The organism is Pseudarthrobacter sp. MDT1-22 (assembly GCF_054511035.1).
The window spans coordinates 174,625-189,246 of sequence record NZ_JBTNDK010000005.1; the positions used below are offsets into that span (position 1 = coordinate 174,625).

Here is a 14,622-nt window from a genome sequence, read left to right on the forward strand (position 1 = left end):
GCTCTACTCTACTTTCCCTGATGCAGCGCGTTGAGCCGTTCGATCATCGCCAGGCGGTCCGGCTTGCCGTTGGGAAGCATCAGCAGTTCCGGGGCAGCCAGGACGGTTTTCGGCGCCAGGAGGCCCAGCCGCCTGTGCCATTCCTCCTTAAGTACGACGGTGTGATCCCCTGCTGGGGAGCCCGCGACACCTGAGTCCGCGGTGGCGCCGGAGGCAGCGGCGTCGAGCGCAACAAAGGCGGCCACGGCCTGGCCCCATTCCGTTGACGGGACGCCGGCCACAAAAGCCGCCGCAACGCCGTCGGACTTTTCCAGCTCTTCCTGCACATGCGCGGCGGAGACCTTGACGCCGCCGGTGATGATGACGTCGTCGGCGCGGCCCAGCACGGTGAGCCGGCCGTCCGCGTCCAGCGTGCCGAGGTCATTGGTGCGGTACCAGCGGACGCCGTCCTCCTCGAAAAACGTGTCCGTCGCTTCGGGCGCATCCACATACCCGGCGGCCACGGTGTCGCCGCCCAGCAGGATACGGCCGTCGTCGGCCACCCGGACCTGGACGCCGTCCAGCGGCACGCCGTCGTACACGCAGCCGCCGCAGGTTTCGGCGGACCCGTACGTGGTGACCACCCTGACGCCGGCCTCGCGGGCGGCGTCCAGCAGCCCGGCCGACGCCGGTGCGCCGCCCAGCAGGATGCCGTTGAACCGCCGCAGGACGGCCAGGGTCTCCGGCGACGGCGCCTCCAGGAGGCGTTGGAGCTGTGTGGGGACCAGCGAGGTGAAGCGGAACTTGTCGGTCAACTCCAGGGCGCCGGCCGTGAACGCCTCGGGGGTGAAACCGCCGGACATGTCCATCACCCACGGGCGGGTGCCGGCGAACAGTGACCGCACCAGGACCTGCACGCCTGCCACGTACTGCACGGGGAGGGCCAGGAGCCACTGGCCCTCGCCCTTGAGCGCCAGGGCGGTGGCCATGGATGAGGCCGCCAGCGCCTCGACGGTCAGGATGGTAGCCTTCGGCGCGCCGGTGGAGCCGGACGTGCGGACCACCGCCACGGCGTCATCGCAGCCGGGCGTCTCGGTGTGTCCCACCACCAGTTCGCCGTCGGGGCCCACGGAAAGTTCGACGGCGGGTCCCTCACCGTGGAGGGCGGCAGCCAGGGCTTTGAGCACCGGGTCGATGTCCGTGGGACCGATGGTCTGGGTTCCGAGATTCATGTGCCGTCCTGCCTTTGAAGTCAGCCGGGGCCTGGAGGCCGGCCGGCTTGGAAGTTTGTGCCTAGACGTGGTGCCTAGAAGTAGTGCGGGAAGCGGGACCAGTCCGGGGCGCGTTTCTCCAGGAAGGCTTCCTTTCCTTCCACCGCCTCGTCCGTCATGTAGGCCAAACGGGTGGCTTCGCCGGCGAAGACCTGCTGGCCGGCCAGGCCGTCGTCGGCAAGGTTGAAGGCGAATTTCAGCATCCGGATGGCCTGCGGTGACTGCCGGGCGATGTCCGCGGCGTATTCCAGGGCCACCTCTTCGAGGCGCTCGTGGTCTACGGCCTCGTTCACGGCGCCAATGCGGACCATGTCGTCCGCGGAGTACTCGCGGGCCAGGAAGAAAATCTCGCGGGCGGACTTCTGGCCGATCTGGCGGGCCAGCAGCGCCGAGCCGTACCCGGCGTCGAAACTTCCCACCGTGGCGTCCGTCTGCTTGAACTTGCCGTGCTGGCGGGAGGCGATCGTGAGGTCCGAGACCACGTGCAGGGAGTGCCCGCCGCCGGCAGCCCAGCCGTTCACGACGGCGATGACCACCTTGGGCATGGTCCGCATGAGCCGCTGGACCTCGAGGATGTGGAGGCGTCCGGCGCGGGCGGGGTCGATGGTTTCCTGGGTCTCGCCGTCGGCATAGCGGTACCCGTCGCGGCCGCGGATGCGCTGGTCCCCGCCGGAGCAGAAGCTGTGGCCGCCGTCCTTGGGGGAGGGGCCGTTGCCGGTGAGCAGGACCGTGGCGACGTCCGGGGTCATGCGGGCGTGGTCCATGGCGCGGTAGAGCTCGTCCACCGTGCCGGGGCGGAAGGCGTTGCGGACTTCCGGGCGGTTGAAGGCGATGCGGACGGTGGGCAGGTCCCTGGTTTCCGTTCCGGTTGTTGAGCCCGTCCCGGTGGTCGAGCTTGTCGAGACCCGCTCTACCTGCCGGTGGTACGTCATGTCCTGGAAGTCGTCGAAACCGGACACGGTGCGCCAGCGGGTGGGGTCAAAGACGTCGGACACCTTGGCGGGAAGTTGGTTGCTCACCGGACAAGTCTAGTAATCGGGTCAGCTGATGCAGAACTCGTTGCCCTCGGGAACGGCAGCTGTCAGGGCTGGACCTGCTGCAACTGCTCGAATAGCTCGGGCGGGATGGCGTAGATGAAGATGACCGCCAGCAGGTTCTTCGCCGCGTGCACAAAGTAGGAGAACATCAGGTTCTTCCCGGTCCACACGTAGACAAACACCAGCGTGCCGCCCATGGCCAGATAGGGGAGCAAAGCACTGAGCGTGATGGCTTCCTGGCCTGCGATATGGATGCCGGCAAAGAGGACCACAGAGAGGGCACAGCACAGCCAGATGTTGAGCCGGCGGCTGAGCTTGCCGATCAGCAGGTGCCGGAAGATGTACTCCTCCACAAACGGGCCCACCACCACCAGGACCGGCACCATCAGCCAGGCAGGAACCTGTTGCATCAGCGCCTGCAGTCCGGCTTGGTTTGCCGACGTCTCCACTCCGCCGCCGGCCGACACCACCACCGCCGTGAGGATCATCATGGCCACCACCGCCGCCGGTACCATCAGCAGCGTGAACCACGGACGGGTGGCCAGCACGCGCAGGTCCCGGGCTACCACCCGGCGGGCGGCGGCCAGCGCCAGGATCCCGATCGAGCCATAGAAGATGAGGTTCACGGCGTACGACGCCGCGGCCGGGCTGGGGGCAAGCTGGCTTATGAGCGGGACCAGCAGTTCCCCGGCCACGGCGAAGAGCCCGGCCGCGGCCACATAGAGGCCGACGGCGGTGAAATCAAGGGCGGAAAACCGGTACAGCTCGGGCTGCGGCGCGGGTGGTTTCCGGTGCGTGATGGCCATGTCTTCAGCCTAGCTCCCTCCCAACTAGGTAGCGCTAACTGTCGTTTTGAGGCCCCAAAGCGACAGTTAGCGCTACCTAGTTGGGAGTGGGCGGGTGGGCGTCACATTGCGGGGCCAGATCGGCGTCGCGTAGAATGTTCGGTATGCCTAAATTTTTGTTTCGGCGCGCCAAAGTCGCCGTCCGAACCCTCGCCCGGGGAACGGCGGCGTTCCGCGCTGCCGGCGCCGCCGCCGTCGTCCTCCTTTCCCTGTCCCTTACCGCGTGCGGGGGTGACGCGTCGGGCGCCCGTGACAGTGACAAGCCCGTGGTCCTGACCACCTTCACGGTGCTCGCCGACGTCGCCCGGAACGTTGCGGGGGACAAGCTCACGGTGGAGTCCATCACCAAGGCGGGCGCCGAAATCCACGGCTACGAACCCACCCCCGGCGACATCCGCAAGGCAGCCAAGGCGGACCTCATCCTGGACAACGGCCTGAACCTCGAGGCCTGGTTCGGGCAGTTCGTGGAGGGCCTGGACGTGCCGCACGCCGTGGTCAGTGACGGTGTGGAGGTCATGTCCATCAGCGAGGACTCCTACCAGGGCAAACCGAACCCGCATGCGTGGATGTCGCCCGTGAACGTGCAGATCTATGTGGACAACATGGTGAAGGCGTTCAGCGAGCTTGACCCGGATAACGCAGCGGTCTTCAAAGCCAACGGTGACGCGTATAAGGCCGAACTGCAGGGTGTGCAGGACGAGATGAAAGCAAGCCTCGCAGGCCTCCCGGAGAACCAGCGCGCCCTGGTGACCTGCGAAGGCGCATTCTCCTACCTGGCCCGTGATGCCGGGCTCAAAGAGGTCTACATCTGGGCCGTCAACGCCGAACAGCAGGCCACGCCGCAACAGATCACCCGCGCCATCGAGTACGTCAAGGCCAACAAGGTTCCTGCCGTGTTCTGTGAATCCACGGTGTCCGATGCGCCCATGCAGCAGGTGGTGGGCGCCACCGGAGCGAAGTTCGGCGGCACGCTATACGTGGATTCGCTGTCCGAAGCCGACGGGCCCGTACCCACTTACCTGGACCTGATCAGGCACGACGCCGATGTCATCACCAAGGCCCTGGCCAGCACCTCAGCCGGAACCTCCACCGGGGCCCCAGCAGGGGCGAAGTAATGAGCTCCCCGGCCATCCTCGTTGAAAACGTCACCGTCCACTACGGCGAGGTCCTGGCGCTCGATTCCGCCTCGCTCACCGTGGACGCCGCCCGGATCTGCGGCCTGATCGGCATGAACGGGTCCGGGAAGTCCACCCTGTTCAAGGTGATCATGGGAATGATCAAGCCCGACGCCGGCCGCGTACTGATCGGCGGACAGTCACCCACCAGGGCGCGCAAGGAGGGCGGGATCGGCTATGTGCCGCAGAGCGAGGACGTTGACTGGCAGTTCCCGCTGTCCGTCCGCGATGTGGTGATGATGGGACGCTACGGGCACCAGGGCTTCACCCGGCGCCCCTCCAAGGCCGACCGCGCCGCCGTCGATCTGGCGCTGGACCGCGTGGAACTGGGCGAGTACGCGGAACGGCAGATCGGGCAGCTGTCCGGCGGGCAGAAGAAGCGTGCTTTTGTGGCCCGCGGCATTGCCCAGGGTGCCACCATGATGCTCCTGGACGAACCGTTCGCCGGCGTTGACAAGCGCTCCGAGGCCACCATCACCCGGCTGCTGCGCGAGCTGGCCTCCGACGGCTGCACCATCCTGATCTCCACCCACGACCTCCACGCGCTGCCCAACCTGTGCGACGAAGCCGTGCTCCTCATGCGCCGGGTCCTGATGCACGGCGCCCCGGAACTGGTGCTCCAGCCGGAGAACCTCGCCATGGCGTTCGGCCTGGATGTGCTGAACCGCGACCTTCCGGTACCTCCCCACCCCGCCGTCACGGCCGCCGTCGTCCACCCCGCAGCCGCCGGCGCCTCCGCCACCATCGAGAGCAGGGGCTGACCCGTGGAAATCTTCGACATTCTGCTCGAACCGCTCAGCTACGACTTTATGGTCCGCGCCATCGTCACCACCGCGCTCGCCGCCGTCGTCTGTGCTGTCCTCAGCTGTTGGCTGGTGCTGATCGGCTGGTCCCTGATGGGCGACGCCGTCTCCCACGCCGTGCTGCCCGGCGTTGTGCTGGCCTACATTGTGGGCGCCCCGTTTGCGCTCGGTGCCCTGGTGTTCGCGCTGATCGCGGTGACCCTGATCGGCGTCATCCGCAACACCAGCCGCGTGAAGGAGGACGCCGCCATCGGCATTGTGTTCACCTCGCTGTTTGCCTTGGGCCTTGTGCTGATCTCCGTCACGCCCAGCCAGACTGACCTGAATCACATCATCTTCGGCAACCTCCTGGGCGTCAGCATCCCGGACCTGATCCAGGTGCTGGTGCTCGGCGTCGTCGCGTTCGTCATCCTGATCCTGAAGCGCCGCGACCTGACCCTCTATGCGTTCGATCCCACGCACGCCCACGCGATCGGGCTCTCCCCGAAACGGCTGGGGGCGCTGCTTATGGGGCTGCTGGCTTTGACGTCGGTGGTGGCGCTGCAGACGGTGGGCGTGGTGCTGGTGGTGGCGATGCTCATCATCCCCGGTGCCACCGCCTACCTGCTCACGGACCGCTTCAACCGGATGCTGGTCATCGCACCGGTGATTTCAGCGGTGTGCTCCATCGCCGGCATCTACTTCAGCTACTACCTGGACACGGCTTCGGGCGCCATGGTGGTGCTCACGCAGGGCGTGGTGTTCGCTGCCGTCTACCTGTTCAGCCCCCGGCAGGGACTGATCGGCACCCGGCTGGCGAAGGCCCGCCGCAGGAAGGCCGCCGCGCTTCTGGTTGCCTAGGCCCGGGAGTCCACAGCAACGCGGGGTCAATTACTGCCCAATACGAGGGGAAACATGAGCGTTAAGTGACCCCGCGTTGTTCTTTTGCTGTGGTCTGACCTGGTGTGGTTTACCGGGTGGGAACGGGGGAGCGCCGCACGGTGATGTCGCCGTAGGCGCTGCGGGCGCGGATCTCCACTTTGGCGTCCGTCTCGCTTGGCCCGGTGGTGGCATCGAGTCCGTTGCGGACGCGACCGTACTTGGTGCTGAGGTCCAGCCACGCGGCGGTGCCTTCGCGGACGCCGATGGCCAACGAACCTGCGGCGGTCTGTAGGGTGAGGATTCCGCGGACCACCTCGCCGACCGTGATGTCGCCGTTGGAGGCCTTGATGGTGGTGGTGACGCCGGCGCGTTCCAGGGAGACGTCCCCGTTGGCGGCACTGACCTTGAGTTCACCGGCGGCATCCACGATGTACGTGCTGCCGTTGCCGTTCTTGACGCTGGCGGTCCCGTCGATTTCCCGGATCCGAATCTTGCCCGAGCCGGTCTTGATTTCCGCCCGCCCCGCGACGCGTTCCACGGTCACGTCGCCCATGCCCGTGTGGACCCGGAGTTCCGTGGAGTGGTCGAGGTGGACGTGGCCCATGTCCGTCTTCAGTTCGGCGGAGCTGAATTCGCCCTCGCAGCGGAGATCGCCCATTCCGGACTTCAACTCAAGGCTGCAGCCGATGGGCACTTCAACTGCGATGTCCACGGCGCCGCCGTCGCTGAACCAGGTGTGGCGGCGTTGCGGATGCAGCCTTACCTGCAGGCGTCCATCCGTGTAGTCCACGGTGGTCTGCTCCGCCGCCTTGATGTCCAGGGCCCGGGTTGCTTCGCGGGGCCGGACGTTGACCACGGTGTCGGTGCGGTTGCCGGCCACAACCAGAATGTCGGCACGGACGGACACGTCCACCACGACGGCGATTGGCTGGGGGGTCTCGAAGGTTTTCATCAGCGTGCCCATCCTGTGAAGTTCTGCTCGCCGGGATCGCGGCGAATGGTCCGTTGGGTGGATTGGTTCCCGTTGAGGGCGTCCGCGACGGCCCGGATCAGCCAGGAGTTTACGGACAGGCCTTCAATGCCGGCGGCCTCTTCAACCTGCTGCTTGAGGTGATCGGGAAGGCGGAGCGTCGTGCGGGAGGTGCTGGCGCCGTCGAACTCTTCCGGAGTCTGCCGGGAAGGCTGGCTGGACCGTTCCGTCACCGCTTCGAAGTCGCTGGCAACGGGCGGGCTGGTGACCACAAACTCCGGATCGCGGCCCCGGAGCCGTACCTCCACCGACGCCGGGGCCAGCTCGAGGGTGATCTCGCTGGCGGCGTCGGAGAGGGCTTCGAGGAGGACGAGCCGGACGGTGGACTCAAGCGCGGCAGTGAGGCGGTCGCTGAGTTCCCGGGCCTCAGGGCCACCGGCTTCGGCCGCGACGCCCAGCTGATGCTGGACGGCGGATACGTACTGGTTGAGTTGCATGACACCATTTTGACGTCACTTTGGTGTCATGTCAATACTTTCTGGCGAATATTGGTGTCACCGGTGGTGTCCCGGCTTGACGCTGCGGCTTCCGGCGGGGAAGCTGGAGCGATGAAGTCCTGAGCAACAGCCCGGCTATGCCGGACTGTTCCCCCGAATCCAGGGCCGCCGTCGAGCATCAGTTCCGGCGGCCACACTGCGGAATCTTGCGAGGACTTGTCTTGACTGAACAACTGAACCTTTCCGGCATCTCCCATGGCTACGGCGACCGGCAATTGCTGGACGGAATCGGCCTGGTCATCACGGCCGGCGAGCATGTTGCCATCGTCGGTGAAAACGGCGCCGGCAAATCCACGCTGCTCCGGATCCTGGCAGGGCTGGAAGCGCCCGACGAAGGAACTGCGGTCAGCCACGGCCGCGTGGGCTACCTTGCCCAGACGCACGGCCTGCCCGAATCCTTCACCGTGGGAGCCGCCGTCGACGCTTCCCTGTCCTCGCTGCGCGCCCTCGAAGCCGAACTTGACCGGCTGGAGGCCGGCCTCGCCGATGCCGAGGACGACGAGCTGGAAACCTACGGCCGGCTGCAGACCGAGTACCAGCTGCGCGAGGGCTACGCCGCGGAATCCCGTGTGGAGGCGGCGCTCGACCGGCTGGGCCTGGGTGGCCTGGACCGGAAGCGGACGTTGGGATCGCTCTCCGGCGGCGAGCAGGAACGCGTGGCGCTGGCCTGTGTCCTGGCCGATCCGGCGGACATCCTGCTCCTGGACGAACCCACCAACCACCTCGATGCCCGCGGAACCGCCTGGCTGGAGGACCGGCTGGCCGCCCATCGCGGGACAGTGGTGGTGGTGTCCCACGACCGCGTGCTGCTCCGCAAGGTGGCCAGCACCGTGATTGAGGTTGATGCCGAGCGCCGTACCGTGACCCGCTACGGCAACGGCTACGACGGCTACCTCCGCGAGAAGGCCGCCGAACGCCAGCGCTGGGTTCAGCAGTACCACGAGTGGATCGTCGCGATGGAGGCGGAGCAGCGGCAGGCGGACACCGTGACCGACAAGATGGGCTACGCCCGCCAGCGCGACAATGACAAGGTGGGCTTCGACTTTAAGGCCGGCACTTGGCAGAAAGCGGCCACCAGCAAGGTCCGCAACGCGCAGGAACGGCTCCGGCGGCTGGAAGCGAGCCCCATCGACCGCCCGCCGGTGCCGCTGCGGCTGGCGGCGGAGCTGGCCGTGGAACCGGAGGCTCCTTCGGGTGCCTCCGTGGCGACCACCGCATCCGGGGACTCCCACTTGCCGGCATCGGCGGTCCTCGTTGCCCGCGGCGTCGCGGTTCCAGGCCGCCTGGGCGTCACTGATTTCGCGGCCCGCACGGGCGAGAAGATCCTCATCACCGGCCCGAACGGCGCCGGAAAATCCACGCTGCTCTCCGTGCTGGCGGGAACCCTGGAGCCCGTTGGCGGGAGGGTGCAGCGGCCGGCCCGGGTGGGCTACCTGCAGCAGGAACTCGAACTGCCGCAACGGCCCACGCTCCGCCTGCTGCCGGCCTTCGCGGCGGGCCTCGGCGGCAACATCGATGAGCACGCCGAGGCACTCCTGCGCCTGGGGCTGTTCCGCACCAGCGAGTTCCACGTCCCCGTAGGCAGCCTGTCCGCGGGCCAGCAGCGCAGGCTTGCCCTGGCCCGCCTGCTGCTGGGCGGTTACGGCACACTGATTGTGGATGAACCCACCAACCACCTGGCGCCGGTCCTGGTGGAGCAGCTCGAGGAGGCGCTCGCCGGCTTCACCGGGACCCTGGTTATGGTCAGCCACGACCGCGCCCTCCGGGACTGGTTTGCCAAGTGCGCCAAGAAGAGTGACACCTCGCGGACGGACGAATCCGGCCGCTGGATCAGGTACTCGATGGACAAGGGCGTGCTGGCCCCGGCCTGATGTAGTCGCAGGGGCCGGCCGGTGGCGGCCCGGAAGCGGTGAGATTTGCGCAAAGGAAAAGTTACGCACCGACCGGCAGGCGGAAACATCGGCGGCGGAAGATAGGCCTATGCCAGTCTCCCGCCGGCCGAAAGGATCTGTCCGTGATCACCAAGAACCTTTTCCTGCAGGGCATCTTCCCGTTTGTGGGCACCGGGCTGGAGAAACCCGTCCCCATCCACCGCGAACTCTCGCACTACGTTCCGGACGGCGTCATCAACCAGACGCTCTACTTCCGGGGCGGCAATTCCAGCAGTGAACTCATCACCGTGGTGCTGATGCGGAACGGCGTGCCCATGCGCTATTTCCCCATCGGCGCCAAGAGCGATGTCCATGTGCCGCTGCGCGTCGTGGAGGACATCGACGGCGGCTCGGTGGTGGAGCTCTATCTCGCCGCCCCGGATGGTGTTGGGGGATCCGTGGTTGTTGACCTGGGCATGGTTGAGCACTGATGACCAGCGTGCTGGACCGGCCGCAGGGCAGGCACGCAGGCGCCGCGCCACGCCGTCGGCTGCTGGTGGTGGGCAACGGGATGGCGGGCGCCCGGGCCGTGGAGGAGATCCTGGCCCGCGGCGGCGCCGAGCAATTCACCATCACCATGTTCGGCGACGAGCCCTACGGCAACTACAACCGGATCATGCTCAGCCACGTCCTCTCCGGCGAGGAAAGCGACGCCGACATCTTCCTGAACGCGCTGCCCTGGTACCGCGAGAACAGCATCACGCTGCACGCCGGGGTCCGTGTTGACCGGATCGACAAGTTCACGAAGCACGTCTTTTCCAATGACGGCCGCGTGACACCGTACGACACCCTCATCATCGCCACCGGGAGCCGCTCCCACATGCCGCCGATGGACGGGCTGTACACTCCGGGCGGGTCCGTGAAGCACGGTGTGTTCGGGTTCCGCACCATCGATGACACCCGCAAGATGGTCCAGCATGCGCAGCAGGAGCATCACCGGCGGGCGGTGGTGATCGGCGGCGGCCTGCTGGGCCTCGAGGCGGCCTACGGCCTGAAAAGCCACGGGATCGACGTGGAGGTGGTGCACTCCGGCGGGCACCTCATGAATGCGCAGATGGGGCCCGACGGCGGCGCGGTGCTGCGCAGGAGCGTGGAGGCCCTAGGCATCCGGGTGCACACGTCCAGCCGCACCACTGCCGTCCTCGGAAGGGACACGGTCAGCGGCGTCAGCCTCCGGGACCGGGAGGACATCGCCTGCGACATGGTGGTGGTGGCCGCGGGCATCCGGCCGAACGTGGACGTGGCTGTGCTGAGCGGGCTGCCGGTGGAGCGGGCCATTGTGGTGGATGACCGGCTGCGGGTCCAGGACGAAGACGATATCTATGCGGTGGGGGAGTGCGTCCAGCACCGCGGCGAGGTCTACGGGCTGGTGGCGCCGCTGTGGGAACAGGCCGTGGTGCTTGCCAACCACGTGACCGGCGTCGACACATCCTCGGCCTACCTGGGCTCGCGGACCGCCACCAAGCTGAAGGTTGCCGGCGTCGACGTCGCATCCATGGGACTGCACGGTCCCGAGTTCGACACCGACGAGCACATCGTCTTCTCGGAGCCCAGCCGCGGCATTTTCAAGTCCATCGTGGTCCGCGACAACAAGATGGTGGGTGCCACGCTCCTGGGCGACAGCCGGAAGGTGGCCTACCTGACGCAGGCCTACGACCGCGGGCTGCCGTTGCCCGAAGAGCGGATCGCGCTGCTGTTCGACGTCGGCGGGCCGGGTGAGGCGGTGGGTGTGGCCGAGCTCGACGACGGCGCCCAGGTCTGCAACTGCAACGGCGTTTCGAAGGGGGCACTCGTGGCCGCCGTGAAGGGCGGCTGCACCACAGTGTCCGGTGCCATGGACGCCACCCGCGCCGGCAGGGGCTGCGGTTCCTGCAAACTCCTGGTGAAGCAGGTGGTGGAGTGGGCGGCGGACGGCGCGGTGGAGGAGGACCCGGCCGCCAGCTACTACGTGCCCGGGATCCCGCTGGACAAGCCGGCCCTGATGGCCGCCATCCGGAAAAAGGGCCTGCGCTCCGTGTCCCAGGTGTTCACGGCACTGGCTCCGGGGAGCGCCGAGGATGCGAAGTCCAAGATGGGCCTCGCGTCACTGCTGAAAATGATGCTCGCGGACCAGTACATCGACGAACGCGACGCCCGCTTCATCAACGACCGCGTGCACGCCAACATCCAGCGCGACGGCACGTTCTCCGTGGTCCCGCAGATGAAGGGCGGCGTGACGTCCGTGCAGCAGCTGCGCCGCATCGCCGACGTCGCCGAGAAGCACAACGTTCCGCTGATCAAACTGACCGGCGGGCAGCGGATCGACCTCTTGGGGATCCCCAAGGAGGACCTCCCGCAGGTCTGGGCCGACCTGGACATGCCCTCCGGGTACGCCTACGGCAAGAGCTTCCGCACCGTGAAGACCTGCGTGGGCAAGGACTTCTGCCGGTACGGCACCGGTGATTCCACGAAGCTGGGCATCGAGATCGAGTCCCGGTTCCAGGGCATCGAGTCGCCGGCCAAGCTGAAGCTGGCTGTGTCCGGCTGCCCACGGAACTGCGCCGAATCGCTGGTCAAGGACGTGGGTGTGGTGGCTGTGGAGGGCGGACGGTGGGAACTCTACGTCGGGGGAGCGGCGGGCGCCCACATCCGCAAGGGCGACCTGCTGGCCACCGTGGACGACCCCGAGGAGGTGAAGGTCCTGACCGGCCGCTTTATGCAGTACTACCGTGAGAACGCCAACTGGCTGGAAAGGACCTACTCCTTTGTGCCGCGGCTGGGCATCGAACACCTCCGCGCAGTGATCGTGGACGATTCCGAAGGCATCGCGGCCACGCTGGACGCGGCCATGCAGGCATCCGTGGACAGCTACGTGGACCCGTGGAGTGAACGCGACGATCCACTCACGCCGGGCCAGTTCCGCACGTCCCTGCCGCTCACGGTCCTGCCCCAGGTGCCGGTCCGATGAGCGCCGACCAGACAGACGCTAACCAGCCCAGCACCGAGCCCGTCATCACCACCGGCCACATCCTGGGCCCGGTGGACCAGATCCCGTTCGGTGAGGGGAGGGCCTTCGGGGTGGACGGCGAGCAAGTGGCGGTCTTCCGGCTGCGGGACGGGACCCTGCGCGCCCTGTCCGCGGTCTGCCCCCACCGCGGCGGCCCCATTGCGGACGGCACCATCGACCGGGAGGTGGTGATGTGCCCGCTGCACCAGCACGCGTTCAGCCTGGAAACGGGCTGCTCAAGCACCGGCGCCGAACCTTTGCGCACGTACAGCGTTCAGGAGGATGCCGAACGGAACATTGTTCTGAAGTATCCCCATATTCGTGGCAATAGTTTGGCTTAACCGGGCTCGGTGTAGCCCGCGTCACTTGCTGCGGTTTGAGTCTTGTAGGATAGACAGGCCGCGCGAACTTCGACGTACTGTGACTTTCCATGCAGAAAATTCCTTGAAACATCAAGAAACCGAATTTTCGGGATGGAGAAGTCCCTGCCAAGGGTGCCGGCCAATCCCCTACCTACAAGGAATTGTTGTGCCTCAAAGTACCCCCACAGAACTCGTGAGCCCGACGGCGCAATCCGCCGTCGTCGACTCCACCCTCAGCGCCGAGGGCTACAAAAAATCCCTGAGCGGACGCCAGGTCACCATGATTGCCATGGGCGGCGCCATCGGCGTCGGCCTCTTTATGGGTGCAGGCGGACGCCTGGCCTCCACTGGCCCTGCGCTCATTTTCTCCTACGCCATTGCCGGCGTCATCGCCTACCTGCTGATGCGGGCCCTGGGCGAGCTGATCATGTACCGCCAGACGTCGGGTTCCTTCGTCAGCTACGCCGGTGAGATGTTCGGCAAGAAGGGCGCGTACCTGTCCGGCTGGATGTACTTCATCAACTGGGCCATGACCGGCATCGCCGAACTCATCGCGATCGGACTGTACTTCCAGTTCTTCTTCCCCAACGTGCCGGTCGAACTCAGCGCCATCGCAGCACTGCTGCTGCTCGTGGGCGTCAACCTCATGAGCGTCAAGGCGTTCGGCGAATTTGAATTCTGGGCATCCTGCCTCAAGGTCGGCGCCATCGTGATCTTCCTGGCCGTGGGCACTTTCATGGTGGTCACCAACGCCCAGGTGGGCGACGGCAACGCCAGCGTGAACAACCTCTTCGCAGCCGAAGGCGGAATGTTCCCTAAGGGTGCGCTGGTGATGATCCTGGTCCTGAACGCCGTGATTTTCGCCTACAACGGCATTGAACTCGTCGGCATCACGGCCGGCGAAATGAAGGACCCCGCCAAGGAAGTTCCCAAAGCGATCCGCGCCGTCGTCTTCCGCATCGTGGTGTTCTACGTCGGTTCCGTGACGCTCCTGGCGATGCTGCTTCCCTCGGACCAGTACGTGGCCGGCACCTCGCCGTTCGTCACCGTGTTCGGCCAGATGGGCCTTGGCTGGATGGGCGATGTTATGAACATGATCGTCATCACCGCCGCGCTGTCCTCCTGCAACTCGGGCCTGTACTCGATCGGCCGGATCTTCCGGACCATGGCCAACAACGGGCACGCCCCGGAGTGGCTGACCAAGATGTCCAAGAGCCACGTGCCGTACGCCGCCATCCTGGCCATCGGCGCCGTCTACCTCGTTGGCATCCTGCTGAACATCTGGCTGGGCGGCTCACACGCCTTCGACCTCGCGCTCAACTCCGCATCGATCGGCGTGATCTTCACCTGGGGCGCCATCTTCGCCAGCCAGATCGCGCTGCGCCACAAGAAGGGCAAGGTCTCCTCCCTGCCCGCGCCCGGCGGAACCTGGAGCAGCTGGGCCGGACTCATTGCGCTGCTGGCCATCGCCGTGCTCATCGGCTTCGACACCATGACCAGCAAGACCGGCGAGGTATTCCACCTCGGTCTCTGGACACTGGCCACCATCCCGTTCTTCGCCCTGGTCCTGTGGCTGGGCTGGCAGAAGGTCAAGCACAACGAGCCCAAGAGCGAGCTCTTCTGCTAGGTCTTTTCGCCTCAGCAGCCGGACGCTCTGCGGACGGACGCTAAGAAGTCGGACGCTAAGAAGTCCGACGTCGGCGGGTCACCCTTTCGGGGGCGGCCCGCCGTCGTCGTTGGTGGAGCCTGTCAGTAATGATTGATGTGGGGTTCGGGTTGGTCTGACTCAGAGCCTGTCTGACGCTTTGGCTGTCTTTATTTCGATGCGTCGGCCGGCCCGGTCCC

General features: G+C 66.5%; 13 protein-coding genes. 8 read left to right on the forward strand and 5 right to left on the reverse strand.

Going from position 1 to position 14,622, the window contains the following annotated elements; translation table 11 throughout:
* Nucleotides 1-8: 8 nt before the first annotated feature.
* From ACX80M_RS06425 to ACX80M_RS06435, 3 genes are all read right to left on the reverse strand, one after another.
* Nucleotides 9-1,211 (reverse strand): AMP-binding protein, encoded by a 1,203-nt coding sequence (locus tag ACX80M_RS06425; protein ID WP_459309270.1) that lies wholly within the window; start codon nt 1,209-1,211, stop codon nt 9-11.
* A gap of 74 nt (nt 1,212-1,285) precedes the next feature.
* Entirely contained in the window at nt 1,286-2,269 is a 984-nt protein-coding gene (locus tag ACX80M_RS06430; RefSeq protein WP_459309271.1) for a 1,4-dihydroxy-2-naphthoyl-CoA synthase, read from the reverse strand.
* Between the two features lie 62 nt (nt 2,270-2,331).
* Complete coding sequence (locus ACX80M_RS06435; protein ID WP_252610613.1) at nt 2,332-3,093, reverse strand: CPBP family intramembrane glutamic endopeptidase; 762 nt, start codon at nt 3,091-3,093, stop codon at nt 2,332-2,334.
* Between the two features lie 143 nt (nt 3,094-3,236).
* Here ACX80M_RS06435 and ACX80M_RS06440 point away from each other — a divergent pair, with 143 nt between their 5' ends.
* From ACX80M_RS06440 to ACX80M_RS06450, 3 genes are read left to right on the forward strand one after another with little or no spacing between them, the layout of a single operon-like run.
* A complete protein-coding gene (locus ACX80M_RS06440) occupies nt 3,237-4,247 on the forward strand; it encodes a metal ABC transporter substrate-binding protein (protein ID WP_252614068.1) in 1,011 nt (336 codons plus the stop codon).
* Complete coding sequence (locus tag ACX80M_RS06445) at nt 4,247-5,068, forward strand: metal ABC transporter ATP-binding protein (protein ID WP_252599898.1); 822 nt, start codon at nt 4,247-4,249, stop codon at nt 5,066-5,068. The genes ACX80M_RS06440 and ACX80M_RS06445 overlap by 1 nt, the downstream gene beginning before the upstream one ends.
* Before the next feature lie 48 nt (nt 5,069-5,116).
* Nucleotides 5,117-5,950: a metal ABC transporter permease gene (locus tag ACX80M_RS06450; protein WP_252599945.1), complete on the forward strand. Its 834-nt coding sequence runs from the start codon at nt 5,117-5,119 to the stop codon at nt 5,948-5,950.
* A 109-nt stretch (nt 5,951-6,059) separates the two neighbouring features.
* Here the strand turns inward: ACX80M_RS06450 and ACX80M_RS06455 are convergent, their stop codons facing one another.
* Both ACX80M_RS06455 and ACX80M_RS06460 read right to left on the reverse strand, forming a co-directional pair.
* Entirely contained in the window at nt 6,060-6,923 is an 864-nt protein-coding gene (locus ACX80M_RS06455; protein WP_252610607.1) for a DUF4097 family beta strand repeat-containing protein, read from the reverse strand.
* Entirely contained in the window at nt 6,923-7,438 is a 516-nt protein-coding gene (locus tag ACX80M_RS06460) for a histidine kinase (protein ID WP_252610605.1), read from the reverse strand. The genes ACX80M_RS06455 and ACX80M_RS06460 overlap by 1 nt, the downstream gene beginning before the upstream one ends.
* A gap of 221 nt (nt 7,439-7,659) precedes the next feature.
* On the opposite strand from ACX80M_RS06460, the gene ACX80M_RS06465 reads away from it, so the two are divergent.
* From ACX80M_RS06465 to ACX80M_RS06485, 5 genes are all read left to right on the forward strand, one after another.
* The gene (locus tag ACX80M_RS06465) at nt 7,660-9,369 is read left to right on the forward strand and encodes an ABC-F family ATP-binding cassette domain-containing protein (RefSeq protein WP_252614067.1); all 1,710 of its coding nucleotides are present in this window, start codon (nt 7,660-7,662) and stop codon (nt 9,367-9,369) included.
* Between the two features lie 143 nt (nt 9,370-9,512).
* Complete coding sequence (locus tag ACX80M_RS06470; protein ID WP_104060431.1) at nt 9,513-9,860, forward strand: molybdopterin oxidoreductase; 348 nt, start codon at nt 9,513-9,515, stop codon at nt 9,858-9,860.
* Entirely contained in the window at nt 9,860-12,376 is a 2,517-nt protein-coding gene (nirB, locus tag ACX80M_RS06475; protein ID WP_252614066.1) for a nitrite reductase large subunit NirB, read from the forward strand. Before ACX80M_RS06470 ends, nirB begins: the two co-directional genes overlap by 1 nt.
* Complete coding sequence (locus ACX80M_RS06480) at nt 12,373-12,756, forward strand: Rieske (2Fe-2S) protein (RefSeq protein ID WP_252599903.1); 384 nt, start codon at nt 12,373-12,375, stop codon at nt 12,754-12,756. The genes nirB and ACX80M_RS06480 overlap by 4 nt, the downstream gene beginning before the upstream one ends.
* 187 nt (nt 12,757-12,943) lie before the next feature.
* Nucleotides 12,944-14,404, forward strand: a complete 1,461-nt coding sequence (locus ACX80M_RS06485) for an amino acid permease (protein WP_252614065.1) — start codon at nt 12,944-12,946, stop codon at nt 14,402-14,404.
* The last annotated feature ends 218 nt before the right edge of the window (nt 14,405-14,622 follow it).

Coding starts and splice junctions, on each gene's coding strand:
- nirB (WP_252614066.1), top strand. CDS start 9,860: ATGACCAGCGTGCTGGACCGGCCGCAGGGCAGGCACGCAGGCGCCGCG.
- ACX80M_RS06455 (WP_252610607.1), bottom strand. CDS start 6,923: ATGAAAACCTTCGAGACCCCCCAGCCAATCGCCGTCGTGGTGGACGTG.
- ACX80M_RS06425 (WP_459309270.1), bottom strand. CDS start 1,211: ATGAATCTCGGAACCCAGACCATCGGTCCCACGGACATCGACCCGGTG.
- ACX80M_RS06450 (WP_252599945.1), top strand. CDS start 5,117: ATGGTCCGCGCCATCGTCACCACCGCGCTCGCCGCCGTCGTCTGTGCT.
- ACX80M_RS06440 (WP_252614068.1), top strand. CDS start 3,237: ATGCCTAAATTTTTGTTTCGGCGCGCCAAAGTCGCCGTCCGAACCCTC.
- ACX80M_RS06445 (WP_252599898.1), top strand. CDS start 4,247: ATGAGCTCCCCGGCCATCCTCGTTGAAAACGTCACCGTCCACTACGGC.
- ACX80M_RS06435 (WP_252610613.1), bottom strand. CDS start 3,093: ATGGCCATCACGCACCGGAAACCACCCGCGCCGCAGCCCGAGCTGTAC.
- ACX80M_RS06460 (WP_252610605.1), bottom strand. CDS start 7,438: ATGCAACTCAACCAGTACGTATCCGCCGTCCAGCATCAGCTGGGCGTC.
- ACX80M_RS06480 (WP_252599903.1), top strand. CDS start 12,373: ATGAGCGCCGACCAGACAGACGCTAACCAGCCCAGCACCGAGCCCGTC.